The sequence below is a fragment of the Rubripirellula tenax genome (assembly GCF_007860125.1).
GTDB classification, from domain to species: domain Bacteria; phylum Planctomycetota; class Planctomycetia; order Pirellulales; family Pirellulaceae; genus Rubripirellula; species Rubripirellula tenax.
Map to the genome: position 1 here is coordinate 961,883 of NZ_SJPW01000003.1, position 25,258 is coordinate 987,140.

The window sequence follows — 25,258 nt, forward strand, 5'->3', positions numbered from 1 at the left end:
GTAGAAGCTCGATCGTAGACAACTCAATCAATTTTCAGCACATCCATTCCTGGTTTGATGACCATGCAATTCAATCGAAAATCAGACGACGGCACTTCTCGACGAAACGTTCTGAAAACCGCGGCGGTTGGCTGCGGCATGATGAGCAATCTGTCGCTGGTTTCGGCATTCCTGAATTTGCAAGCGACGCAAACGCTTGCCGCTGGTAGTGGACCATCCGACCACAAGGCGCTCGTTTGCGTGTTCCTCAAGGGCGGCAACGACTCGTTCAATATGCTCGCTCCCAAGGGCAGCGAATACCTAAGCTATAGCGAAGCCCGTGGTAGTTCGCTCAATGGCGTTCCCACAGGCGACGGCATTGCGATTCCTGAACAGGGTGCCGATTCGTTGCTCGATATCGCCGGGCCATCGGGACGAACGTTCGGGGTTCACCCTCGGTTGGGCGACGAGGTCAGTAACCTGAATTCGGCAGCAACCGGCGGCAACGGAATCCGCGGCCTTTACAACAACGGGAAATTGTCGTTCATTGCCAATGTTGGGTCGCTGATCGAGCCCACCGACTACGCCAGTTATCAGGCCCGGTCGAACTTGCCGGTGGGTCTGTTTTCTCATTCGGATCTTCAACGGCACTGGATGTCGAGTGTTCCCCAGGACCGATCGCACTTGAAGGGTTGGGGCGGCAAGATGGCCGACCTGCTGTATTCGATGAATGACCCCTCGTCGATTTCGATGAACATTTCGTTGTCCGGCGTGAATAAGTTTCAAACCGGCAGCACGGTGAATCCCTACTCGATCGATACGGGTTCGGCGGGCGGTGCAACGGGCGTCTTCAATTACTCGCCAAACCCGGCAAATGCGTCAAATAATCGAAACCGGGCGTTCAATGTGATGCGTAGCGGCTTGTTGGGTCAGACGTACGACGATCTGTTGTCGAAAACGTTGGCTCAGTCGCACTTGCTTTCGATGCAGTCGGCGTTGGATTTCAACAATGCGGTCAGCGCGGTTACGGTCAACACGGTATTCGATACCGACTCGTTCAGCCAAAGGATGAAACGAGTTGCCCAGGTCATTGGTGCTCGTGAAAGTGGGACTGGGTTGGGGCAGCGTCGCCAAGTGTTCTTCGTCGACCTTGGCAGCTTTGATCATCATGCCAGCTTGCTGACCAATCATGACAATTACATGGAGATTCTGAGCAACGGGCTGAGTTCTTTCTATCAAGCCACGGTCGAGTTGGGTGTCGAAGACAATGTCGTGACATTCACGGCTTCGGATTTCGCGAGAACATTATCGAGCAACGGAAGCGGATCGGACCACGCTTGGGGCGGCAACCATATCGTGATGGGCGGCGAGATCGCCGGTGGAAACATCCGAGGCGACTATCCAACGAACTTGAAGACGCCGACCTTCAACGGATCAACGATCGATTTGGGTCGCGGTCGGTTGATCCCGACGACGTCGGTTGACCAATACAACGCCGAACTGGCCACATGGTTTGGTGTTTCAAACAGCGATCTAGCTGACGTGCTGCCCAACCTCAGTAACTTTAGCGGGCTCACGCCGCTGAGCCTGTTTGCGTAAGCAGGCGTTTTCGTCTTTCCTGCGGGAGTTGTCCAAGCGAGTCAGGCAAGTTGTCGCTGCGCCGGATCAGCGGAACACGACGCGGATCCAATCCGTCGGTACCGGGATCAGTTCGTCCTTGGCGACGCTCATCGCGGCCAGGATCTTTGCTGAAACGAACCAACTGTTTTCGCCGAAGGGCGAATCGGTTGCGATCGGCAAGTCGACGATATCGCGGCGCTGAATGGCGATCTCCATTGTTGTTCGCTCGTCTTGTCGTGCAACGTCCAAGTACCACGTCGGTTGCCAGGCGGGGTTGCCGTCGATCGAATCGTGGGTTCGTCGCGTCAGCGTGGATTGCAGTTGCATCGATGTGAACAGGTCTTTGTCGGTGTCGATGCAAATTCGCACTCGATCCGAACCCGTCAAATCATGATCGCGCGATGTCGATGTTCCGCCGTCCCGTGTGCCGTCCCTCGTGTCGTCACGCAGCGCGTCCGATGGACACTCGACGGCGAAATAAACGTAATCATCGTCGTAGGACATTCGCACCGATACCGATGAATGCCGCGAGGCATCGCCTTGTCGCCAACATGTGTCGTCCAGGATGCCGTCCAGGTGCGGCGGCGTGGCGGTGCGGAATGCCGTGATGACTTGCGGCCCGCGTTGGCGAAGCAGCGGCGACCAGGAACTGCCGTTGGAATCAGCCAACAATCGCATGCTGGCCGGTTGATCGTCGGTGGCTTGCAACGGTGCCTCGTCGCCTCGCCGCCGCGCCGCTTCGACGCCTAACAGGACCGCCGGGTGAAACTCCCAAGCCAAATCCACTTCGCCAATAGAACTCTTCACCGGGTTGGGGGCATAATCGATTTGCGATGGTTGAGGCACGAACACCGGCGTGGTCGCCGAGACTTGGCGAACCTGGCCCAACGATGAAGCGCCGATCGAGGCTGCGTCGACGATCGAATTTTCCGCGGTGAATGTCGGATCGGGTAAGGACTGAAACGGCGATACGGCAACCGATTGTGACTTCTGGGTCGAAGCGTTGAGCGTCAACGCTTGCGTGGCCAACATTGTCGACGACAGTCGTTTCCATTCTTGGCTTAGGTTCAGCGATTCCAGTCGCAATCTGGCCCACTGGCCCGCCGATCGATGGGGGAATCGCGTCGCGATTTCACGCAGCACGGTCTTGTGAGCTTCGACGATCTCCGACGCGTCGGTGGATGTCTCGGACAAGACCGCCCACGCGAACCGAAACTGATCTTCTTTGGCCGTTTGGTCTAGCGCCATCGCCAGAGTCTTGGCAAGCGAATCATCCGATCGTGATCGCGCCAGTAATTGTTCGATCCGTTTGGACTGCTTCATTCTGGCTTGCACGATTTGCAATTGTCGGCGAGACGCCGGTGAATCTCGGTCGGTGATTCGTTGTCCAGGATGAAGTCGCAATCCCGATGCTACGGATTCACCCGTTTTTCGGGACGGACTCGCGTCGTAGAGAAAGCGAATGGAGATCGATTCGGTCACGGTCCGCTGGGGCGACACCAATTGCAAAGCATCGCTCGCCAAGTCGCTGGCAAGCACACCCGACTTGGGCAACAGCGCGTCGCGGTGCAGCGTTGTCGACATCGATTGCCCGGTGCTGTAGACGGCTACTCGATCGACACCGGCCGCAGTCGCGGCTTCAAAAAAGGCGTCTCGAGTCTCCGGTGCAAGCGTTTGATCCAGAACAACAGCCGAAGGACGATGGATGGCGATCCATTTCATCGCCGACTGGAATCGGTCGTCGGCGTCGGTGGCGAATCGGTCTGCGCCGGCACCGCCCAGCATCACGGCGGCTTGTCCGGCCAAGTCGATCTCGGTGAAATCGTTTGCGGGATCCGAAAGTTTCGCATCCGATACATCCAATAGCAACGACGTTCGGTGACGTGACTCCAGCGATTCGCTGCCCAGCAGCGCCCAGGGCACCGAGCGAGCATCGGCGGCAACCAGCAACACCGCCGGTCGGCGTCCCTGTCCGTGTCGTATCGTCCAGTTCTTGCCGTCATCATCGCTGGTCAAGATCACGCCGTGGTCACCCACCGCGCAAACCGCGTGGTCACCGAAGCGACACGCATCGCGAATCGGCGCGTGAACGGTGGTGGCTCGTACCCAAGCCAGCCATTGATCGGATGAATTCAGTTCGGGAGCAACGGGTAAGTCTGCAAATTCGCTTCCCGTCGCGTTCCAGTCGCGGCCACCGTTTCGGCTTTCAAAGCGGCGGGTTAGCGATGGATGCGACCAGTCGCCGGAGACCGAAAGGGCTCGGTCTTCTTGAATTTCGATGTGGCGCAGTCTCGGCAAGTCATTGTTAAGACTCCGTCGCCACGTAGCGCCGCGGTCATCGGTGACCAAGACGACACCGCGACTGATCCGAGTGATGGCGTCATAGTGGCCTCCGACAGCAATCGCGCGATCCTGGCCAATCCAAACGACATCGTCCAAGCGGCACTCGGCGTTGCTTTCCGCAGCAGTCCAGCTTGCGCCGCCGTCGGTTGTGAAAAGGATCGATCCGCGATCACCCACGGCGATCCCAGACGACCCGCCATCGAAGGCAACGGCGCGGAGGGCCGCATCGGGGCGCAGCAGTCTGGTTTGCGAGTAGGTGGGTGTCGGTTCGGGGGTCGCGGCATCGACGATCCGGCAATTTCCGATCACCAAGGCTGCCGAGATCAGAAAGCAGCCGTAAAATCGGCAAAATCCACCAGAATCCGTCGTGACGTTGCGGCTGGGGTTTTGGGGCGTTTTGGCGATCATGCGTTCCATCCTTTGACCATCTCTGCGGCCCCGATCAAGACGATCCATCCGAGCACCATATTGGCCGCGACATACGCCGTCGAAGCAGTCAAACGGCCGTCGATCGCCAGCGAAGCCGACTCGGACGAAAATGTCGAAAAGGTGGTTAGCCCGCCCAGAAAGCCGACTTGAAGTGCTAATCGAACCCGCTCTGCCATCATCCCCTCAACAGCCGTGTACTCGATCAGTCCCCCGATCGCCGCACAACCCAGCACGTTTGCGATCGTTGTGCCGATCATGGATGACCCGCCGGGAACCGCGATGGCGGCCAGGGTGATCAGGTAACGAGCCACCGATCCGAGGGCTCCCCCCCCGGCGATCGCGATCAAATTGAACCAAGTAGTCATCGACGAGAACCGTTTTAACCATTGCCTAAGTTTCGGCACGAACTTACGTTAGCGAGTAGGTTCGGAGTTTCGGCCAGCCGCGTAAACGCCAGTTTTTTCGGTCTCCCGTTTTGACGAGCCCTTGTTTGTCGGTTTTTACCGACTTTCCCCCACCACAACGCATTTTTCTGTTCAAAAGAGCACATGAGTACTGCGAAAGCCGCTATCCAACCCAAAGTGACCACCGGTGCCGATATTTTGGTCAAATCGTTGGTAGACCACGGCGTCGACGTACTTTTCGCCTATCCGGGCGGATGCAGCATGCCGATGCACCAGGCGCTGACCCGTTTCGGTAGCTCGATCCGCACGATTTTGCCCCGCCACGAGCAGGGCGGCGCCTTCGCGGCCCAAGGTTATTCACGCAGCACCGGCAAAGTCGGTGTCGTGATGGCGACCAGCGGTCCCGGTGCCACCAACTTGGTAACGGCGATCGCCGACGCCAAGCTGGACAGCATTCCGTTGCTGTGCATCACCGGCCAAGTGCCGACCAAGGCGATCGGCAGCGACGCGTTTCAAGAAACGCCGATGGTCGAAGTTTGTCGCGGCATCACCAAGCACCACTACTTGGTCACCAAAGTCAGCGACTTGCCGCGGATCATGAAGGAAGCGTTCCACCTTTGCCAAAGCGGACGTCCCGGTCCGGTGATCGTGGATATGCCCAAGGACGTTCAGATGGCGGACTTGTCGGACATCGACATGGATCCACCGATGAATCTGCCCGGATACCAATCGGCACCGCCACAAGTCGCGACCGAAGCGGTTCGTCAAATTGCAGCGGCCGTCAAATTGGCGCGGCGTCCGGTCATCTATGCCGGCGGCGGTGTCATCATCGGCAGTGCCAGCGAAGAGCTACGCGAATTCATCAACAAGACCGGTATCCCGACCGTGACCACCGTCATGGGCATCGGTGCGGTTCCGCCTGAGAATGAGTTCTCGATGGATTGGTTGGGCATGCACGGCGCAGCCTACGCGAACTATGCCGTTCGCGATTGCGACTTGTTGATCGCGCTGGGCGTTCGATTCGACGATCGCGTCACTGGAAAAATCGAAGCGTTTGCCAAAGACGCCAAGATTATTCACGTCGACATCGATGCTTCGGAACTGAACAAAATAAAGACGGCGCACATCCCGGTTCGCGGCGATGTGAAACAAGTGTTGACGGAAGTCAACAAGATCGTTCAAAAGCCCGAGATCGACGATTGGCGTAAACATTGTGTCGACTTGAAAGCGAAGTATCCGCTGAAGTATGACGAGAAGTTCGACGGCATCTTGCAGCAACACGCGATCAAAACGCTTAGCGACATGACCGCCGACATGGACACCTATGTCAGCGTCGGCGTCGGCCAGCATCAAATGTGGGCGGCGCAGTTCTTCAAGTTCCGTCGTCCACGCACGTGGATGAGCAGCAGCGGCTTGGGAACGATGGGCTTCGGTTTGCCGTCGGCGATGGGAGTCCAAGCGGCTCACCCGGGCGCGCTGTCGATCGATATCGACGGTGACGGCAGCTTCCAAATGAATATCCAAGAATTGGCGACGTGCTTCTGTGAAGAGTTGCCGGTCAAGGTGTTCCTGTTGAACAACCAACACTTGGGAATGGTCGTCCAGTGGGAAGACCGTTTCATGGAACGCAACCGCGCCCACACTTACTTGGGCCCGATTCATCACGAAGAAGCGAAGGGTAAAAGCAGCGCCGATCGGTATCAATACGCCGAAGATCGCTATCCCGACTTCGTCAAGATCGCGCACGGCTACGGTTGCGGCGCGTCAACGGTGCGCAAGAAAGCGGACCTGGAAGGCGCGATCCGCGAAATGATCGAGCACAAAGGTCCGTATCTGTTGGACGTCCAAGTGCCTTACCAAGAGCACGTGCTGCCGATGATTCCCGGTGGTCAAACCGTCGACGACATGATTCTGGAATAGGCGTTTGGATCAATGGGGGATGGCCGTTAACGAAGTCGACGGCCAGCTTCATTTCAATACGTCGCAGAAGAACTCGACCACCTTCTCGCTGGTCTTTGGGTTCAAGAACGTCAGCATGTGGCCTTGTCCGGGCATGACCTGCATGCGGCTGTCCACGCCGGCCGCGATTTGCGCGGCGTGAAATTCTTTGCTGGTTTTTATCGGCACGATGATATCGTTGTCGCCGTGAATGATTTGAGTGACCGGATCATCGGGTGATGCGTGTGCCGTGGGCGACGCGGCAACATAGGTGCCGGGTTTCTCGCGACGTGAACCGCCCAGAAAGTATGCCAGCGTCGTGTTGTCGACCGGCAGCGTGCGAAAATCACACGGTGGGCCGCCCACGCAAATCGCGCGGATCTTGGGCAAGTCCTTCCATCGTTCGTCGCTTGCCGGCCAATCGCTTGCCGCCGTTTGCCGCTCGATCGGTTCGTCCGCCAATGACGCCACAAGCGCCGTCAAGTGACCGCCCGCCGAATACCCGAACACGCCCAGCCGACTCAGATCGATCGACCATCGCTTTGCACTTGATTTGACCCACAGCATCGCTGCGCGAACGTCGTCGACCTGGGACGGGAACTTAAACGCCGGCGCCAGCCGATAGTTCATGTTGATGACCACAAAGCCTTGCTTGGCAAGCAACTTCGCGTAGCCTTCGACAGTCCATTTGTCGCCGCTCATCCATCCCCCGCCGTGGACCACAATGATCGCCGGATAGCCTTCGGCGGGCGGCGGGCCAGTCGGCGAAAGGACGTCGCACAAGCCTGCTTTGCCGTCGTTGTCGCAGTACCGTTGGTCGGCCGTAGACTCAATCGGACGGTTCGGTGCGGCGGGTAATGCGGCTTCGTCTGCGACGGCAATCCGGCTCGCTAGCGCCAATGTCGCGGAAAGCAGCATTATGCCCAACAACCAATGTTGAGTTCGGGTTACACACATAGATCGACAAGTGGTCCGGTGGGATGAATGGACTTCCGACGTATAATAGCCCGTCGGCGACCTCGGTCGTCAATTCTCAATCTGGAAAGCCACTATGACAGTCGAACTCAATACCGTCCCCGAAGCCGTTGAAGCGATTCGCGCCGGAGAGGTGGTTATCGTCGTCGATGCCGAAGATCGCGAGAACGAGGGCGACTACATTTGCGCTGCTGAGAAAGCGACGCCCGAAGCAATCAATTTCATGTTGTCCGGACGTGGACAGTTGTGCGTCTCGATCTTGCCCGACGTCGCAAAGCGGTTGGAATTGAATCCGGTCGTGGTCCAGAACGACGCGCCGTTAAAAACCGCATTTCTGACACCGATCGACATTCGCACTGCGAAAACAGGAATCACGGCATCGGAACGTGCGGAAACCATTCGCACACTGGCATCGGGCGACTGCAAAGCCGACGACTTTGTGCGGCCCGGGCATGTGTATCCGCTGCTGGCCAAGCAGGGCGGCGTATTGCGACGCGCCGGACATACCGAAGCCGCAATGGATTTGGCTCGCATGGCGGGTCTCGCACCCGTCGCGGCGCTGTGTGAAATTTTGGACGAATCGGGCGAACGGGCGACGCGGGAAGGGTTGGGTGCGATCGCTCAAAAACACAACCTCAAGATCATCAGCATCGAACAGTTGATCGCCCACCGTCGAGTCAGCGAAAAGCTGATCACAAGAAGCGCCGAAGCTCAATTGCCGACGAAGTACGGGAACTTCACCGTCGTTGTCTACGCGGTCGACTACGAGGCTCAAGAACCGATTGCGTTGGTCTTCGGAGATCTATCGGCCGAAGGAATGCCGGCGTTGGTTCGGATGCACAGCAGTTGCTTCACGGGCGACTTGGTGGCATCGCTGCGATGTGACTGTGGCGACCAATTGCACATGGCGCTGCAGATGATTTCCAGCGAAGGACGTGGCGCGCTGATCTACCTTCCCCAAGAAGGCCGTGGCATCGGGTTGGCCCAAAAGATTCGCGCCTACGCGTTACAGGACAAGGGAATGGATACCGTCGAGGCCAATCATGCACTTGGGTTCAAAGCCGACATGCGAGACTACGGCATCGGTTTGCAGATTTTGAAGGATCTCGGACTGAGCGAAGTACGCCTGCTGACCAACAACCCCAAGAAAACCGAAGCGTTCAACCTAAGAGGTTTCGATCTTCGCGTCGTCGATCAGGTCCCGATCGTTTCGGACGTGAACGAACACAACCAAAAGTATCTCGACACCAAACGCGACAAGATGGGCCACAATTTACCTGGACGATAAGTCCGCGTTCCGAAAAACGGGAGGGTAAGTCCGAGTTCATTCGGGCGACGTGACTTCCCGCGATTGCAGTCCCGTCAAAAGCTGAGTCGCGGCGGCTGCGATCTCGTCCACCGCATCGGGTGTATAGCCTTCCCAAACGCCGACGATTTTTCCGGCGGGGCTGATCAACATCGATGTCGGGTAATAGAGCGACGGTTGTTCCAGCCGATCGACCGCACTTTGGCGGGTCAGTCCACGAGGATCGGCCAATGCCGGGCTGTTGATGTTTTCGCTAGCGAAGTACTCGCGAGTCTTCTGTGCGAGCCCTCCCATCGTTTCTCCGCCGCCCGACTCGCACGACACGGGTACGAAACGAAAATTCGAATTCGCGGAAAGCTGGGTCGCCGTTTCGGCCAAGTGCGGATACTCCATTCGACATGGCGGGCACCACGTTCCCCAAAAATGCAATAAACGGACGGTGCCCTCGGGCGCAATCTCATCCGCGTTCATCGCTTTGCCCGAATCCAGGGCGACCAAATCCAATTGCGGCAATTCCTTGCCGACCGCTACATGATCGGTCGCCGACGAATTCGTTGATCGATTCAACCGTGTTACAAAAATCGTGCCCAAAAACGCGATCGCCAACGCGATCCATAGTCCCTTGCGGACTGCCGAACGCGTTTTCGGTGATGATTGATCATGCGGATGCGAATCGGATGCTGACAAGGTATCGTTGCGGGGTAAGAGTCCGTAACCAGGATCGCGACGTAGGGTCGCAACGCTCGGTTATGCTTCAAGGTGCGAATTCATAGTACAGCGAATGCCGTCGAAACAGAATTGCAGTTTGGTCGTACGGTTGGTTGGAACCGTCTTGCCAGTAATGTCCCTTTGGGGGCTCCCATCCGCTGCGCAAAATCCGGCGACCCTCCATGATCCGATCCGAGTCGTTGAACCTCGGTTGGTCGAAAGCAGTGGTTTGGCGATCTCGCGTCGCACTCACGGCGTCTTTTGGACGCACAACGATTCGGGCGGGAAAGCCGAATTGTTCGCGTTTGATTTGACGGGACAGAGTGTCGGCCATTTGCGTTTTCCCGGTATCCGAACCGCCGTCGACTGGGAAGATATGGTTTCCTACGTCGACAACGAGGTGCCGCGACTGTTGGTTGCCGACTGTGGTGATAACGGTGAGAATCGGTCGTCTGTCATGCTTTACCTGTTCGACGAACCGTCACTCGACAGCGACGGAAGCGATGTGATTCTGCAATCGTTGCGGGTCACCTATACCGACGGTCCTCGAGACTGCGAAGCTGTTGCCGTCGATCGACAGCGGCGCTTGATTGTGATGGTGACGAAGTCCGCTTTGCCGTACTGTGGTGTGTACACCATCCCGCTGCCCGATCGCATTTCGGCCGACCCTGCATCGTCCATGGATGTCGTGGCAACTCGAGTGACCACCTTGAATGTGCCCATGGTGACGGGAGCCGACTTCGATGATGCGACGGGTGACTTTTGGATCGTCAATTACTTTCAAGCGTTTCGATATGCAGCCGTCGAATCGAGGCCGTTGCTCGATCAGTTGTCCGCGCTGCCCACGGCGACCGACTTGCCGAAACTGCGACAGATCGAAGCCGTCGCTGTTGACCAGTCGTCCAGGTTGTGGATCACGAGTGAAGGAAATCCGACGTGGGTCACGAAAGTACCGACGGCCAAGCCTTAAAACCGATACACGGAGTCTGTGCAGTGTTTGAAGTCGAGCAGAAGTTTCACATCGACGATCGCGAGGGACTGATCGGTCGGTTGAACGATTTGGGGTGGCGGTTGGCGTCGACCCAGCAGCATCGCGATACGTACTACAACCACCCGAGTCGTGATTTCGGCGAAACGCGAGAAGCGTTGCGTGTTCGGCGAGTCGATGGTGTCCCGATGGTGACTTACAAAGGCGTCAAGTTGCCCGGTGCGGTGAAGGCTCGCCGCGAACTGGAATGGCGATTGGACCCCGGCGACATCGACGGATCGAACATGGAGGAACTGCTCGTTCTTTTGGGGTTTCGCAGTGTCGCCACCGTTTGCAAAGTCCGCCTGAGTTTTGATCCACCGGCCACAGACACTCATTCCGCCGATTTAGCTGGCATCGTCGTCGTGGTCGATCATGTCGATGAAGTCGGCCATTTCGCGGAGATCGAGGTGGTAGCGGCCGATGAAAATGGCGTGGAGGAAGCGAGAAACAGGGTGGAAACGCTCGGAAACACGCTGGGGTTGCACCAAACCGAACCCCGGAGCTATTTGAGGATGTTGTTAGAAGTCAACGGATAAATTTGCGTGAATGGCCTGAATCGCCTATGCTGCGCGGTCGGTGATAGGGCAAAAAAAGTCGTGCATCACTGGGCTGGCTTGGTGAAATTCGCAAGCCGGTTTTGACTTCGTTGGACAATCACTCATCGACTGCTACCCACCCTACGGAAGAAAAAAACATGATGAAGAAAATTTTGAGCTGCTTTGCAATCCTTTTGGTCGCTGGTGCGACCGTTGTTGCAGGCGACGTCGATCTGGAAGGCGTCACCTGCGTCGTCGCGCCCAAACCTGCGACCGAGGGCAAGTCGGCTGATTACAAAGACGGCAAAGTCTACTTTTGCTGTGGCGGATGTGCCGGCAAGTTTGCTGCCAACACAAAGAAGTTCGCGACCAAGGCGAATCATCAACTGGTTGCCACCAAGCAGTACGAACAAAAAGCGTGTCCGATGAGCGGCCGCGATCTGAATCCGGAAACCGCAACCACGGTTGCCGGCACGAAGGTCGCGTTCTGCTGCGATGGTTGCAAAGGTACTGTTGAGAAAGCCGAAGACGACGAAGCCAAGCTGAAGTTGGTATTTGCCGACAAGGCATTCGCAAAAGCATTCAAAAAAGTATCGGCTGAATAAGCGATTCGAAACGATGAAGGCCGGGACGCGTCTCGGCCTTCATCGTTTCATGAATGCACTTCTCTTAACACCGTTCGTCTTTCAATTCGGGCGGCACGTCGGCGAGCGCCGAATCAGGCAGCTCGAACGAACCGGCCAGCAGGTCGCGATCATCGTTTACTAGTTCGGGATAACGCGCCGAAAGCACCTCGACGGCAAAGATCTCTTGCACGGCGTCTTCGAATTTTATGTAGGCGACGGTCTCGCCGCTTTCGATATTGACCACCCACACGCCGCACGTGCGTTGTTCTAATTCGCGTTCGGCAATCGGGATGCCGCCGAAGACCGCCGACTCGCGGACTTGGGAAAGACCGATGAATGCGAGCGGCCCTGCGAACGATAGACCTCGCGTGAATCCCGGCAACGTCGCGACGGATTCGTATCGCCCGGTGGCCGCGTCGATGAATCCGAAACCGCCTTCACCGGATTGCAGCACCCACAATCGATCTCGATACCAGCGCGGCGAATGTGGCATCGACAAACCTCGCGTGATCACTTCATCGGTGTCGACGTCGATCAACAGACCTCCGTCTCGCTTGTTGGCACGCCATCCACCGGGCTCATTGGTTTCACCCAGCGCGGTGACGTAACGGACTCTGTCATCTCGCATCGCCAAGCCGTTCAAGTGACAGCAGTCCGCCGGCAAGTATCGATCGATGAACTTCGGTCGCCAAACCGGATCGAAGCAATACGTATCGCTGCGACGACAAAGGCAACTGAAACGTGTATTGACCACCCATAGTTCTTCATCCACCCACGCCATCTCATGGATTTGGATATCACCGGTCCAGTGCGTCGTCCGCGGCAGAAAGCAGGCATCATGCGTGACAGGCGTTTCCGCCGATTCATTTGCCTTGGCATCGACCTTGGTGCACACGGCGGGTAAATCATGGAACTCCCAAATGCTGGTCGCTGCCCCCACCGCCAAACGATTCCCCCGAATCGCCAACCCCATCGGTTTGTCGAACGACCGAAAATGTGTATTTAGCAAACCGTGCTGGGAACGCAGCATCACCAAGCGTCCGGCTTGGTACGTCGTCACCATCACCGAAATGCCCAAGTGATCAAGGATCTCGGGCAGGTTCGAAGTGTGGATGCTGCGAAGGGGTTGAGGCGTTGGTTCCGGCTGGGACATCAAAGTCGCGTGGGATGAAGGGAAAGATTCGGATCAAGCCACGCGACCGGTCGTGTGGCAGTTAACCAAACATACTCGACAAGAACGCGTTGTCCGATAGAAGTTGATCCACCGCGTCCTCGGACGCTTCCGAGGATGCCGATTCGTTGTCCATTCCCGTCGGTTCCGCCGTCGGATTTCCATTGCCCAAGCGTGTCCCAAACTCGCCGACCACGCCGTTGTCGGATCCCGTCGATACGGCCAGCGGATCGTCGGCGGATCTGGGCGAAGTCGTTTCCAGTCGCTGGATCAGTTCGCGGATCGGAATCAATTCCAAATCGGCTGGTGACGAATCGCTATTCGCTTGCCGCGCCAGTTGGTTGATCACTCGCAACGCATCGATCGCGGTCGCACGGTTATCCCCATTGTGGTCGAAGTACACGTCCGGGAACTCGGCGACCGAACCGGGGTCAACGAGATCCTGGGACACGCCGTCCGAGAATTGACGTCGCCCTAGTTCGTTGATGATTCGCAACGCGTCCGATGCGGTGACTTCGCCGTCGTTGTTGATGTCGGCCGGTTGCAAGAAATTTTGCCATCCGCGTGCGATGCTGACCTTCAGATACTCGTCGCCACCCGACGCCGTTGTATCGGCTGTCAAGAAGAACGTGCCGTCAATGATCTCGGATCCGGTCAGTCGCCACTTGTTCGCTTCCAAAACTTCAAGCGTGTCCGATACGTCCGCTTTCACGACCAAAGTTCTTGATGTCGGCGCCGTCCGTGCGACGGCGGCCGCGTCGATTTTCAAAGTGGAAGGCAGTTCGTCGGCCAAATCAAACGTACCGAAGTTCTCGATCGTCAACTTCTCGTTCGTCGCATCGAACACGCCACCTTCGCCGACGATGGAAAGTCGATTGAAGCCGTTGTTTCCGTTCAGCCGAATCCCGCCCGCCGGGATTGCGAATCCGTCGGAGGTGTCGACCGTGACGACGTCATCATTGTCGTCGCCGATCACGTCAAGCGTGTCGACGCTTGTCGACGACACGGCAAACAGAGTGACGGATTCGCTGCGAACGGTCGCGCCACTGGAGTCCGATCGAACGATCGGATTGACGCCCGCTGTTCCCGCCGTGACCGACGTCGATTGGTCGCCGTCGATGATGGAGATCAAATAGTCTTCGACCTCGCCGTCATTGGCTGCGCCGATTGGCGATAACCCACCCAAGCTGCTGATTCGGAATCGAGCCGCCGTCGATCCGATCGATGATCCGGCGGGTACGGTGAAACTGATCACGTTGCGGCCGGCAATGACGGACGTGCTGGTCACGATTTGTTCGGCCGGATCGTCCCAATCACCGTCGCGATTGAAATCGATCCAGCCATCCAAGACGGCATCCAAGGAAGACGTCACGATCAAACTTGTTGTTGTGTCGGTCGCTTGCTCGGTGACGATCGAGGCGTTGAAGATGATCCCGCCCTCGTCGTCTTCGCCGCTGTCGTCATCACCGGCTGCGTCCAGGCCCGTGGACGCCAATCCGTCGGGTTCGGCATCCACTGATGTTCCCAAGAACAACGGTCCGGTGATGTGACGAGCGCCATCTTGTTCCAACGTAACTGGATACGACGCTGCTAGACCCGATCCCGCGGCCGTCGGTGCGTCGCCGAAGTCGAATGATGCGGTCACATTCACGCTGCCCGTCGCGGTCGAGCGGTTTCCAGCATCGTCGATCGCCGTGAACGTGACCAAGGTGGAGCCGATCGGGAACACGGTCGGTGCGTCGCTTACGATCGTGATGTCGGCGTCAACGACGTCGGTGGCAAGTGCTTGTGAAAGGAAGTCCGCGATCGTGGCTTCGCTTGCATCGACACCATCGACGTTCGCCGCGGTTGCCGTCACTGTCGACGGCGCTGTCAGAATCGGCGCCGTCGTGTCGACGATCGAGATCGTGATGTCCGCCGTCGCGATATTGCCCGCCGCGTCGGTCGCCGTGAAGGTGACGGTGTGAACGCCGAGCGAAAGAACTCCGTCGGCATCATGGGTCAGCGTCGGACTGGGATCAACAATGTCCGTGACCCCAATCGAATTTAAGAACGTGGACAACGCTTCACCGTCGGTGGCCAGGCCGCCGACGGCGTCCGCTTCGATCGTCGTGTCCGTCGGAGGCGTCAGCGTCGGCGCCGTGGTGTCCGTCACCGTGACCGTGGTGGTTGATGTGCCGATGTTTCCGGATTGGTCGGTGGCAGTGAACGTGATGACGGTATCGCCGACTGGGAAAATCGTCGGCGCGTCGTTCGCCAGCGTCGGCGTGGCATCCACAATGTCCGTTGTCGTCGCTAGTGCAATCAAGTCTGTAATTTGTGCATCGGTTGCATCGACGCCACCGATCACATTCCCCTCGATCGAAATACCTGCCGGCGCGAACACGGTGGGCGATTCCGTGTCGACGACGGTTACCACGATCGATCCCACCGTCACGTTGCCCGCGTCATCGGTTGCCGTGAATGTGACGGTATTGTCACCGATCGACAATGTTTCGGTTACATCGTTGGTCAACGTGACTTGGCGGTCAGCGATATCGGTTGCCGAAGTGGACCGTAACCGTTGTTGAAGTACGACGTTGGATGGTGTCAATCCGTCTCGCGAATCGGCTTCGATCGCGGGACCGTCGACCAACGTCAACGTGGGCGCGGTCGTGTCGACGACGGTAACAATGGCTGCTTGGGACGTCGTATTGCCCAGCGAATCTGTCGCCGTAAACGTCACCATTGTATCGCCCAGGAAGAACACTTCGGGGGCGTTGTGCGTGATCGTGGGATTCGTGTCGACGACATCCGTGGCGATGGCGGCCGATAGGAAGGCGGCGATCGCTTCGCCGTCGCCGGCGGCACCGTCGAACTGATCCGCTTCGACCGAAATCGACGCGGGGATACTCAAGTCGGGCCCGGCCGTGTCGACAATGATGGAGAACGACTCCGCTGCGTTGCTGGGATTTCCTGCTCCGTCGACAACGGCCGCGGCGGGAAGATCGACGGTCACCGGGCCGTCGGCGAGCGCAACGACCGACACGGTGAAGTTGCCGCTGCCGGTATTTTGAATGCGAGTCACCCGCCCGTTGCCGACATTGAAATCGGGAAACGCCAACCCGCTGACGGTCTCGCCCATCTGGACCGTGACGGTAAACGTGGGATCACCGATGGGGCCGGCGGGGCCCGTGATGACGGGCGTCGGCGGCGTTGTATCCACGGTTACGCTGATCGACGCCGAAGCGAGGCTTTCATTTCCCGCGTCGTCCGTGGACGCAGCCCCAGGAACATTGATCACGATGATCCCATCAGCATCCGCATCAATCGTTGCGGTGTAGTTGCCACCGCCAAGCGATTCAAGCAAGGCAACGCTGCCACCAACGACGCTGATATCCGAAGCATCGAATCCGTTGACGGGCTCGCCGAAGGCAATCGAAACCGTAAACGGATCCGCGTTTGTGATCGCTTCGGCCGAACTGAGCAAGGGTTGAGGCGGTGTCGTGTCCACCAGCAGTATAAAAGTCGAGGATGCAACGTTCGCGTTACCGGTCAGGTCGGTCGTTACCGCCGCGGGGACCGCGACGGTAACGTCTCCATCGTTGGTCGCAAGGACTGTTGCGGTGAAGTTACCATCGCCATCGTCGACCAAGTCGAGTACCGTTCCGCCGGTGACCGCCAAATCGTTGGTTGTCAAATTGGTTACCGGTTCACCAAAAACGACGCTCACTTCGAACGGGTTGGTTCGATTCGGCGAGTTCGGGCCGGCAACGACCGGAGTCGGCGGCGTTGCGTCGTAGGTAACCGAGTAAGGGGTTGCCACCCGATTCGGATTGCCGGCCAAGTCCGTGGCGACATCCGCGGCAACATCGATGGAAACCAGTCCATCGGACACGATGTCGACCGTCAATGTGAAGCGTCCGTTACCGTTGTCCGTCATTTGCCCGATCGTTGCACCGACCAGCGTCACGTCGGAGCTGTCAAAACCGATCACGGGTTGACCAAAATCAACCGTCACGTCGATCGGGTTCAAGTTGGTTCGCAGACTCGGCCCGCTGATGATCGGCGTCGGCGGTACTCGATCGACGATCAAGCTAAACAAATTGGACGGCAACGTGACTTTGTTGCCGGAATCCAATGCAGCACCGCTTCGAATGTTGACCGATACGACGCCATCCGCGGTTGGATTCAGATTGAACGAATAACGTCCCGAACCCAGATCGGTGAAATCAGAAACGGCGGCGCCCGCGAGCACCAAGTCGCTTTGGGTGAAGCCCGTGACGGATTGGCCGAAGTCAACGGTGGTTGGCACGGTCGACAAACGCGTCGGGTTCGCGACGGTGGATGTGATCACGGGTTGTACGAAATCATCGTCGGCGATGACTGCGACGACCTGTTGGATTCCCAGCAACCCGCCACCGGTCACGCCGACAATATCGACCACCAAAGTTTCATTCGACTCAACAAGTCCGTCGTCAATCGCCGTCACGACCACCGACGCGGTGACTTCACCGGCGGGAATCAAGATTTGAGTGCCCGAGAGAACGTAGTCCGCAGGATTCGATGCGGACCCGGTGAATCGAAGGTCAATGACGACGTCGGCACTGACGGGATTGGCAATCGTTGCCGAAACGTTTGCGATTCCGCCGGCTTCGCTGATCGATGTTTGATCGATGGCGAGTGTCACGTTGGGAAGCACGCTGATCACCAGATCGTTACCATCGCCGCCCGTGTAGGAGACGACTGCCGTCATTCCAGAGCCCAGGAAGTTCGACAAAAGCGCGCCTTCGGCCAAGCCCGCAAACGTACCAACGATGGACTCGGTTCCGGCTAGATCCAACACGACAAACTGATCACCGGCGATCGGAAAAAAACCAGTGGTCGACGCGGTCGCCAAGCTGACTCGGGCACCGAACGTGACACCTTGCGAGGCACGAATCTGGTCATGTTGATCAACGGCAGTGCCCGCGACGAGTCCCTCAAGTTCCAGCCCAACGGAGCTGTCGTTGGTGAGAATCAGACGGCCATCGATGTCCAGAACTCCTGGGGAGCTGCCAGGCGTGATATTTCCCGACAACGTGACATCGCCGCCAATGATGTCGACACCAGCCGACGAATTGGTGATCGGTCCGGTTGTGGCTCGAAGCGTAACGGGATTGTCGACCGCATCCAGCACGTTGATGTGAATCGATTGACCCGTGATCGTGATCGCATCGGTAAACGCCGCCGAGTCGATGTCAACGGCGCCGCTCGTCGCATTGCCAATCGTGATCAACGCAAATCCGTCGGCCAATTTTGCCAGTTCGGTATCGTCAAGCGAAAGGGTGCCTACACCGCCGCCGAGGCCAATGGTTGCACCGGAGGTTTGTGAGGTTAGGTTCAAGTTTCCGGCGCCGTTGATCGAGTTGGCAGCGCTGATGTCGATCACGTCGGCGATGATGTCCAGCCGTCCGGTTCCTGTTGCCGAGCCGATCGTGGCGTCGACACCGACAATAACATCGTTGTCGGTGTCGAGAGCGCCTTGGCCGTCGAGCCGAATGTTGGCCCGGTCGGTGGCTTCAATGATCGCGCCATTCTGTAACCCGATCCCCGTTCCGCCTTGTCCACTCCCGCGGCCGGTGACCAATATGTCTCCGTTGCCTGATGATAGGATCGATCCCGACAGCATCAGGACCCCTTCGTTGGATTGGCTCGTCGCATTGCCGGCGGTGCCAAACAACTGGACGACTCCGTCGACAGTTTGGATCGACGCAGGCGTTCCCGAGAACTGGATGCCGCGACCGGATAGTGCCGTATCGGTGCCGACACCTCGGACGACAATTTCGGCCGCTGCAGATCCGGTTCCCGTTGACGATACCGAAGAGCCGTCGTTGAACACGACGCCCGAATTCGAGTCGCCGGTTCCGCTTGCCGTGCCGGTGATCGTGATGTCGCCGACCACCGATTGAACGTGAGCGTCGACGCCTTGGATCAACGTTCCCCAATTGAAACTAACGCCGTTGCCGGCCGCTCCATTGATGGTGATCTTGGCCGCTTCGATACCGGTGCCCGTTGACTCGACTGTACCGCCGACCAACCGAATGCCGTGATTGAAGTCCTCTGTTCCAATGCCACCGGTTCCGGTGATTGCGATGTCGCCATCGATGGAGCTGATCCGAGTACCTGCATCCGCGATTTCGACGCCTGCGTTGATGCGTGCGCCATCGCCGCCCGTTCCAGCGATCGTCAACGTGCCGGCCGAGGGGCCGAAACCTGTCGATGTCACTTGGCTGTCGGCGGCAATTCGCACGCCGGCGTTTCCTTGGCCGTCGACTTCGTCGCCGCCACGCCCGTCCAATCGGATGTCGCCGGTGATCGACGTGACAACGGTCTGTTGCAGTTCGATTCCCGAAAAGTCACCCGCCGCCGCATCCGCCGTGCGATTGCCGACGACGGTGATGTCGCCGTTCTGGGTCGACAAACCGGCGTTTTTCGACGCAAAGAAGTTACGGTCAGCGATGATCGAGAGGTTGCCGTCACCCGTGGTAGATAGGGTCGCGCCATCAAGCGTCACTTCATCACCAACGACGTTCAAATCCGCGCCCGCCAGATCGATCGTGCCTCGGAAGTTGATTGTGTCGGACCCAACCTGTCCTCCGTCGATCGTCAATTGGACCGCGGGGATCAAGACCGACACGCTTGCGCCGAACGACGATCCGATCAAGAGCTCGCCGGCGTTATTGCCGCTCGGCGTGATCGTTTCGGTCGCATCCGAGTACCGCAGCAGCAAACGATCATGGACCAGCGTGCTGACCACGCTGCTGGTGTCCGAGTACGCGATCGCAGGCCCACCCGCCAACGAAATGTTGCCGTTGGACGAGTCCACAAAGTCGTATGTTGCCTCGGTAAATTGACCGCCAACCATCCGCAGGGTGTCACTGGTTGCCGGGTCGCCACCGTTGACGGTGATCGACTTGTCAAATTCACCAGGCGCGAAATCGATCGTGATCGAGTCGTTGCCGCCAAGCGAATTGACAATGATTTCGCTTCCGATCACGTCTGCGAACGGAACCGTCACGCGGTCTGTTCCGCTTCCGACCGCGGTAGGGATGTTGGACGTGACGATTTGGTCGACGCCGGTGATGACAAACAACTGGTTTTCGGTGTCCGACGCAATCGTGATGTTCTCGGCGAAGTTGCCGCTGTCGTCGGTGACCAACAAATTGCCTGACGCATCAAGCATTACGTTCGTGACGCCCTCGGTTGCGCTAAGCAGTTCGGTAACTTTGTCCAGCAACCAACTGCCGCGGCCCAGCGTGCCCGCGACCAGAACGTCGTCGACTGCGTCGTAATCCATGTCGAACGTGATCACGTTGGGCAAGCCCAGTCCGACCAATTCCCAAGTTCCCAGCGAATCGGATAGCGACGCGAACACGCCGGCGTTGGTTCCGACCAAGACCGCATCGACGACGGCCGAGCTGACGTAAGTGACTGAGAAAAAGCGGCTCGCCAGCGACAACAGATCGCCGGTCACATCGTTCCAGCTGGCGCCGACGTCGGTGGTCGTAAACACCGAATTGGTATCGATGACGAATGCGCTGGCCCAATCCTCGGGATCAATCGCCAAATCGATGATGTCTTGGCCGGTCGGGTCGGCCGCGGTGAGAGCCAACGGATCGGTTCCATTGGTGCGGACAAAAATATCGTCGTCGGATCCGACCCACAGCACGTCGGCATTGTCGACGCCATCCTTGCGACCACCGTACGCCAACGCACTTTGAGTGCTGCCGCCGTTGGGGCCTTCGACAAGTCCAACAACCGTTTCAGCTTGGTCGAACGTCTCGTAAGTTTGCGACCCACCCTGGATCACCAATCGCATCGGATCGATGGCGTTGATCGCAAGCGGAGTAACGAAGACGCCGTCATTGTTGAATCCTGCCAGCGACGGAAAGCGTTGGTTGACCAAGTTGCCCGAAGCGTCCCAAGTCGTTTTCCGAAACGCGCCGAGATTCTGGAAACTGGAATAACGCACCGATTGGTTGTTCGCCGCCAACGAAACATTGTCGATCGCGATGTCGCCACCGTCGGCCGTTGAAAGGCTGACCCAGGGTGCTCCGTCGACGATAGTTTGATACGTCGAACCGGTGTCTTGATTGCCGCTCATGATCGTATCGGACAAGTTGTCGTAGGCCACGTTGTGTGACTCAGTCACTTGCAAGTTGCCAATGACGCCGAACCAATCACCCGTGTTGTCCTGCGGGCTGGTGCGTCGATACACACCGCCGTCATCGGTCTCGATCAAGTTGCCAGCCGCGTCAAATGTCATCTCGCGTGAATCGGCATGCGGTGACGACCCGCTGGCGGTGCCGCCGCCCGCCGCGCCAAGCGAACTGCTGTGCGTCAGGTGAACGAATTGAGTTCCCGCCGGCAAACTTGCGTCGCCGCGAAATAGTCGACCGCTAAAGTCACGAGCGCCGATCGAGTTTGGGAAACTTCCCGCGTCGCCATCGCTGCGCGGTTGGCGGTCGCCACCGACATAGACGAGGTTCGGATTGTTCGGGTCGGCAACGATCGAGAAGTGGATGCTACCTTGTCCGCCGGCCAATTCTTCGGGCGTTGCGTTGTCCAACGGCCCGGGACCTTTTTGGCCTCGCGGGTTCAGCCCGACGTCGGTGCCGTTTTCGTTCGTCTTGGGCGAATCCATCTGGACCCACGTTTGTCCGCCATCGCCCGAGCGGAACAATCCCTTCATGTCACCAAAGTTGATGATGGCGGCATAGACATTGTTCTGAGTCCCGACTGCCATTTCCAAGTTTGTGGTTTCGCCGCTGATGATCAGGGCATCCATTTCGGGACTGCTAACTTTTGTCCAAGAAGCACCGAAATCGATCGATCGATATGCTCCGTTGAGTCCACCTGAGTTGTCGCCGAACACCACCGACGTATACATCACGTTCGGATTGACGGGATCGACGACTAAGTCGTAGCTGAATCCGCTGGGCAGTCCGGTTGCCGTTCCGTCACCCGTGGAAACTCGGGTGAAGGTCGCGCCGGCGTCATCGCTTCGGAAGATGCCGGTGTTGTTGAATCCGCCACCATCGGCGACGTTCACCGACGCCACGACGTTGTCGCCATCGGCTGCGATGCCGGAGATGTTGCCGCCGGCAAGGTTGTCGTCCAGCACCGTCCATGACGCGCCGCCATCGGTCGTCTTGTAGATGCCGACGCGGTCGTTGCCCCGGCGGCCAAAGCTGCTGTATCGGCCCGTGCCGACGTAGATCGTTTGGAAGGTCGGATCGGCAGTGTCAAAAGCCATCGCACCGATGGACAGCGACGGCAAGTCGTCGGTCAGCGGCGTCCAATTGGGCGTCGCTGCCGTTGCATTGTCGGTTCGCCAAACGCCGCCGTTGGTTGCCCCGATGTAAAGGATGTCAGCATCGGTCGGATGGGCCAGCACGGTGTGGATGGCCCCAACGATTTGCCCATTGGGAGCGATCGCTTCGACTTGCCCGTTCGTCGCCGAGAATGGACCTTGCGGCGACCAGGTTCGATTGCTCGACGAGTTCACAACGACGTCGTCGATGTACCATCCTTCACGCAACACACTGATGTCGGTCGTCAATTGAAACTCGATGCGGATCGTGTCGCCGACAAAGGGCGATAGGTCCAGTTCGATCGGTTCAAAGCCATTGGTTCGTACCGGCATCTCCGCGCCGCTGGTTGCGATCAATGTCGATGTACCTAACGAGTCGACGACGCGGACGGTTGCAAAGTCGAAGTTGCGTTCGGTTTCCAAGAACGTGTTGAAGAGCAATTTCGCAGACGCCGCGCGCGTCAAATCGACCGGCGGCGAAGTCAACGTGCCATCGGCAAAGTTGGTGTAGAGTCCACCGCCGTCGGGGCCTTCGCCGGCGCCGAAATAGAAACTGTGGTCGGGCGAGTGTCCCAGGTCGGCGGCGCGACCATCGGACAGGTGCCAAAGATCAGCCGGCCCCGATGATGTGAACCCGTCGGCATCCGCGATGCCACCGACACCCGAAAAGTCGGCCAACAAATTGGCGGCCAACAAATCGCGTCGCTCCAAAGACTGAACCGTCAATTGTTTGCGACCACGTCGACGGCGGGTGGCTTTTTGTCGAAGTGTTGGGGTGCCAGTTCGGCCCAGCCAGCCTTGTACGCAATGACGCATGATGTAACTCTTGGATGTATTACTATTGGGCAAACAACGCGATCGGAGGCAACATCCCCAGGCGGAAAATCCAGGTCGGAAAATCCAGGTCGAAAAATCCGACGGAACCATTTGCTTCGGTTCCCTCTGTGGTGTCGATGGGAGAGCCCCCGAGGGGATCGATTGTAATGGTCCGGCGAAAGCAAATGTCGGCTGAATAGCCGAAGCACGTCCCGGTCGGTAAGTCCCAAGCCAGCAGGCTACGATCCCAGATACTTTTGCGAAGACGAAAAAGACAGCCGAACCGGGTCGCCAGCCAGTCTTCAAGATCATTTTCCCGAGAATTTTCGGGAAAAACGCCCAGCAAAGTGATGCAAATTCACTCTCGCGGGGAACCGTTGGTTAAGTTCAAAGAAAGTGGATGGGGACTGAATCCCTCTTTCGTTTTAACGCCGGTTCGGTTTTTCACCGATGGCGTCTCCGCTCTCTTTAGACAGGATCAACAATGAGACATCCAATTTGCGTTTGCTTGGTATTACTGGCAATGGGTTTGGTAAGCGGTTGCGGCGAACCAGAGCCCACAGTCATCGGCGCCGGCGATGATGCTGCGTTTACCGATCCGAATCTGAACCCGGGCGCGAACCCCGACTATGATGCCGTTGACGAAGCTGTTGAAGAATAGTCGCGGGCAATCTCCCGAAGTCATAAAACGAGAGTCCCAAAAAAACGGGCAGCCTCCGAGATCGGAAGCTGCCCGTAATTGTTTGAACCGTAAGCGAGTCACCCAAGGGCGACCGCTTCGTCATACGATTGAGAAACCTACAGCTCCTCTTCAATCACTTCACTACTGGCTCGCGTGCCCAAAGCGCCCCATAGCCCATACGGGCTGGCTGAACCCGGTACGTTTGCAATCGGTGGCGCGCTGTTGGTCCCGTTCAGCCAAACCGATGCGGCCGAACTGGCACCCGCTTCGATCGAATCGGTGATGAACTTGACGGCGCCATCGCCCATCAATACGTGAGCTCCGCCCTGGTGACGACTACTCACAGTGAAAACGCCAGCAGATCCGTCGGCGCCACCTTGGCAGATTTCATTGTTTGGCGGCAGGATTGTATTGAACGACGTTCGTAATGCCCGACCGTCCGACCAGTTATAACCTCGCTTTTGCGTGACATTGTGGTTTTGGTTATCCGCAGTAGAGCCGGACCAGACGGCTACCTGGACTGGGTCCCAAAAATTGGGGCGGAGCGGATCACGTAGCGGACGGCAAGTCAATGGATTGTCTCGAACGGTTGCGTTATCGCCCGGCGCGTTGATTCCGTCGGTACGCACGTCGCGGTCGCCCAAATCGGTCGCAATCTCGCCTCCCATGATCGTGTTTGACAATCCGTCCAGAACATCTCGGAATTTCAATTCTTTGTTCAAAACAAACATGCCACGAGCAGCCGCTTGGATGCGGCGATGTCGCCAAGTCTGATTGTTACGCCAAGCACCCTGGTTGAAATTCCAGAAGCTGTCGTTGGTAAAGTCAACTCCGTCACCGATACAAGCGGCGTAGTTGGTTCGTCCGAATGCGGGCAGACCCGTACCCGGGTCGCTGGGGCAGCGAAGGGCCGGCAGTTCGGTCGACCACGGAATATAGTTCCGCTGCCAACACACCGGGCCCATCGCGGACCAAGGAATGGTCGGCGTGTTACCGTTGGTCATGAAGTTGTTCGGATTCGAGATCTGCTCCCAAACGGCCTGCTGTTCGATGAACGGAAGCAAACCAACCAAATAGCTGGACAAGATCCGATTGTTCCCGCCACCGCCACCGGCAACACCGGCGTTGGCGGAGTTGGTCGGGCTCTTGGTACCCGAGCCCTGCATAGGCAACTGCTTGTAGGCCGAATGGTAATTGTGAACGGCCAAGCCAATCTGCTTGAAATTGTTGCTGCAGCTCATTCGCCGCGCCGCTTCGCGTGCCGCCTGGACAGCCGGCAACAGAAGTCCGACTAGGACTCCAATAATGGCAATGACAACCAAAAGTTCCACCAATGTGAAACCAGCTCTTTTGAATCGCAT

General features: G+C 57.9%; 14 protein-coding genes. 7 read left to right on the forward strand and 7 right to left on the reverse strand.

All coding sequences use genetic code 11. The features are described from left to right. Positions 1–63 precede the first annotated feature (63 nt). Entirely contained in the window at positions 64–1,578 is a 1,515-nt protein-coding gene (locus Poly51_RS14230; RefSeq protein WP_222435861.1) for a DUF1501 domain-containing protein, read from the forward strand. Positions 1,579–1,644: 66 nt separating this feature from the next. Here Poly51_RS14230 and Poly51_RS14235 read toward each other — a convergent pair whose 3' ends face one another. Together Poly51_RS14235 and Poly51_RS14240 are read right to left on the reverse strand one after the other, a co-directional pair. Beyond that, entirely contained in the window at positions 1,645–4,350 is a 2,706-nt protein-coding gene (locus Poly51_RS14235) for a hypothetical protein (RefSeq protein ID WP_146458416.1), read from the reverse strand. Beyond that, positions 4,347–4,736, reverse strand: coding sequence for a fluoride efflux transporter FluC (locus Poly51_RS14240; protein WP_146458417.1), 390 nt, complete (start codon positions 4,734–4,736; stop codon positions 4,347–4,349). The genes Poly51_RS14235 and Poly51_RS14240 overlap by 4 nt, the downstream gene beginning before the upstream one ends. 183 nt (positions 4,737–4,919) lie before the next feature. Between Poly51_RS14240 and ilvB the strand changes: the two genes are divergently transcribed. After that, the gene (ilvB, locus tag Poly51_RS14245) at positions 4,920–6,695 is read left to right on the forward strand and encodes a biosynthetic-type acetolactate synthase large subunit (RefSeq protein ID WP_146458418.1); all 1,776 of its coding nucleotides are present in this window, start codon (positions 4,920–4,922) and stop codon (positions 6,693–6,695) included. 48 nt (positions 6,696–6,743) lie between these two features. On the opposite strand, the gene Poly51_RS14250 is transcribed toward ilvB, so the two are convergent. Further along, positions 6,744–7,631 carry an alpha/beta hydrolase gene (locus Poly51_RS14250; protein ID WP_186775546.1) on the reverse strand — a complete coding sequence of 296 codons (888 nt, stop codon included), beginning with the start codon at positions 7,629–7,631 and terminating at the stop codon, positions 6,744–6,746. Between the two features lie 133 nt (positions 7,632–7,764). Between Poly51_RS14250 and ribA the strand changes: the two genes are divergently transcribed. Further along, positions 7,765–8,976, forward strand: coding sequence for a GTP cyclohydrolase II (gene ribA, locus Poly51_RS14255; protein ID WP_146458420.1), 1,212 nt, complete (start codon positions 7,765–7,767; stop codon positions 8,974–8,976). Positions 8,977–9,012: 36 nt separating this feature from the next. Here ribA and Poly51_RS14260 read toward each other — a convergent pair whose 3' ends face one another. Beyond that, complete coding sequence (locus tag Poly51_RS14260; RefSeq protein WP_146458421.1) at positions 9,013–9,681, reverse strand: TlpA family protein disulfide reductase; 669 nt, start codon at positions 9,679–9,681, stop codon at positions 9,013–9,015. A gap of 145 nt (positions 9,682–9,826) precedes the next feature. Between Poly51_RS14260 and Poly51_RS14265 the strand changes: the two genes are divergently transcribed. The 3 genes from Poly51_RS14265 to Poly51_RS14275 all read left to right on the forward strand — a co-directional run bounded on the left by Poly51_RS14265 (position 9,827) and on the right by Poly51_RS14275 (position 11,873). Then, entirely contained in the window at positions 9,827–10,672 is an 846-nt protein-coding gene (locus Poly51_RS14265) for a hypothetical protein (RefSeq protein ID WP_146458422.1), read from the forward strand. 23 nt (positions 10,673–10,695) lie between these two features. Further along, on the forward strand, positions 10,696–11,268 hold the full coding sequence (gene cyaB, locus Poly51_RS14270) for a class IV adenylate cyclase (RefSeq protein WP_146458423.1): 573 nt from the start codon (positions 10,696–10,698) through the stop codon (positions 11,266–11,268). Between the two features lie 158 nt (positions 11,269–11,426). Then, the gene (locus Poly51_RS14275) at positions 11,427–11,873 is read left to right on the forward strand and encodes a hypothetical protein (protein ID WP_146458424.1); all 447 of its coding nucleotides are present in this window, start codon (positions 11,427–11,429) and stop codon (positions 11,871–11,873) included. 64 nt (positions 11,874–11,937) lie between these two features. Here Poly51_RS14275 and Poly51_RS14280 read toward each other — a convergent pair whose 3' ends face one another. Further along, positions 11,938–13,047 (reverse strand): TIGR03032 family protein, encoded by a 1,110-nt coding sequence (locus tag Poly51_RS14280; RefSeq protein WP_146458425.1) that lies wholly within the window; start codon positions 13,045–13,047, stop codon positions 11,938–11,940. Between the two features lie 61 nt (positions 13,048–13,108). Beyond that, entirely contained in the window at positions 13,109–23,215 is a 10,107-nt protein-coding gene (locus tag Poly51_RS14285) for an Ig-like domain-containing protein (protein WP_186775548.1), read from the reverse strand. 484 nt (positions 23,216–23,699) lie between these two features. On the opposite strand from Poly51_RS14285, the gene Poly51_RS30440 reads away from it, so the two are divergent. Further along, complete coding sequence (locus tag Poly51_RS30440; RefSeq protein WP_186775549.1) at positions 23,700–23,876, forward strand: hypothetical protein; 177 nt, start codon at positions 23,700–23,702, stop codon at positions 23,874–23,876. 137 nt (positions 23,877–24,013) lie between these two features. Here Poly51_RS30440 and Poly51_RS14290 read toward each other — a convergent pair whose 3' ends face one another. Next, positions 24,014–25,258 carry a DUF1559 domain-containing protein gene (locus tag Poly51_RS14290; RefSeq protein WP_146458427.1) on the reverse strand — a complete coding sequence of 415 codons (1,245 nt, stop codon included), beginning with the start codon at positions 25,256–25,258 and terminating at the stop codon, positions 24,014–24,016.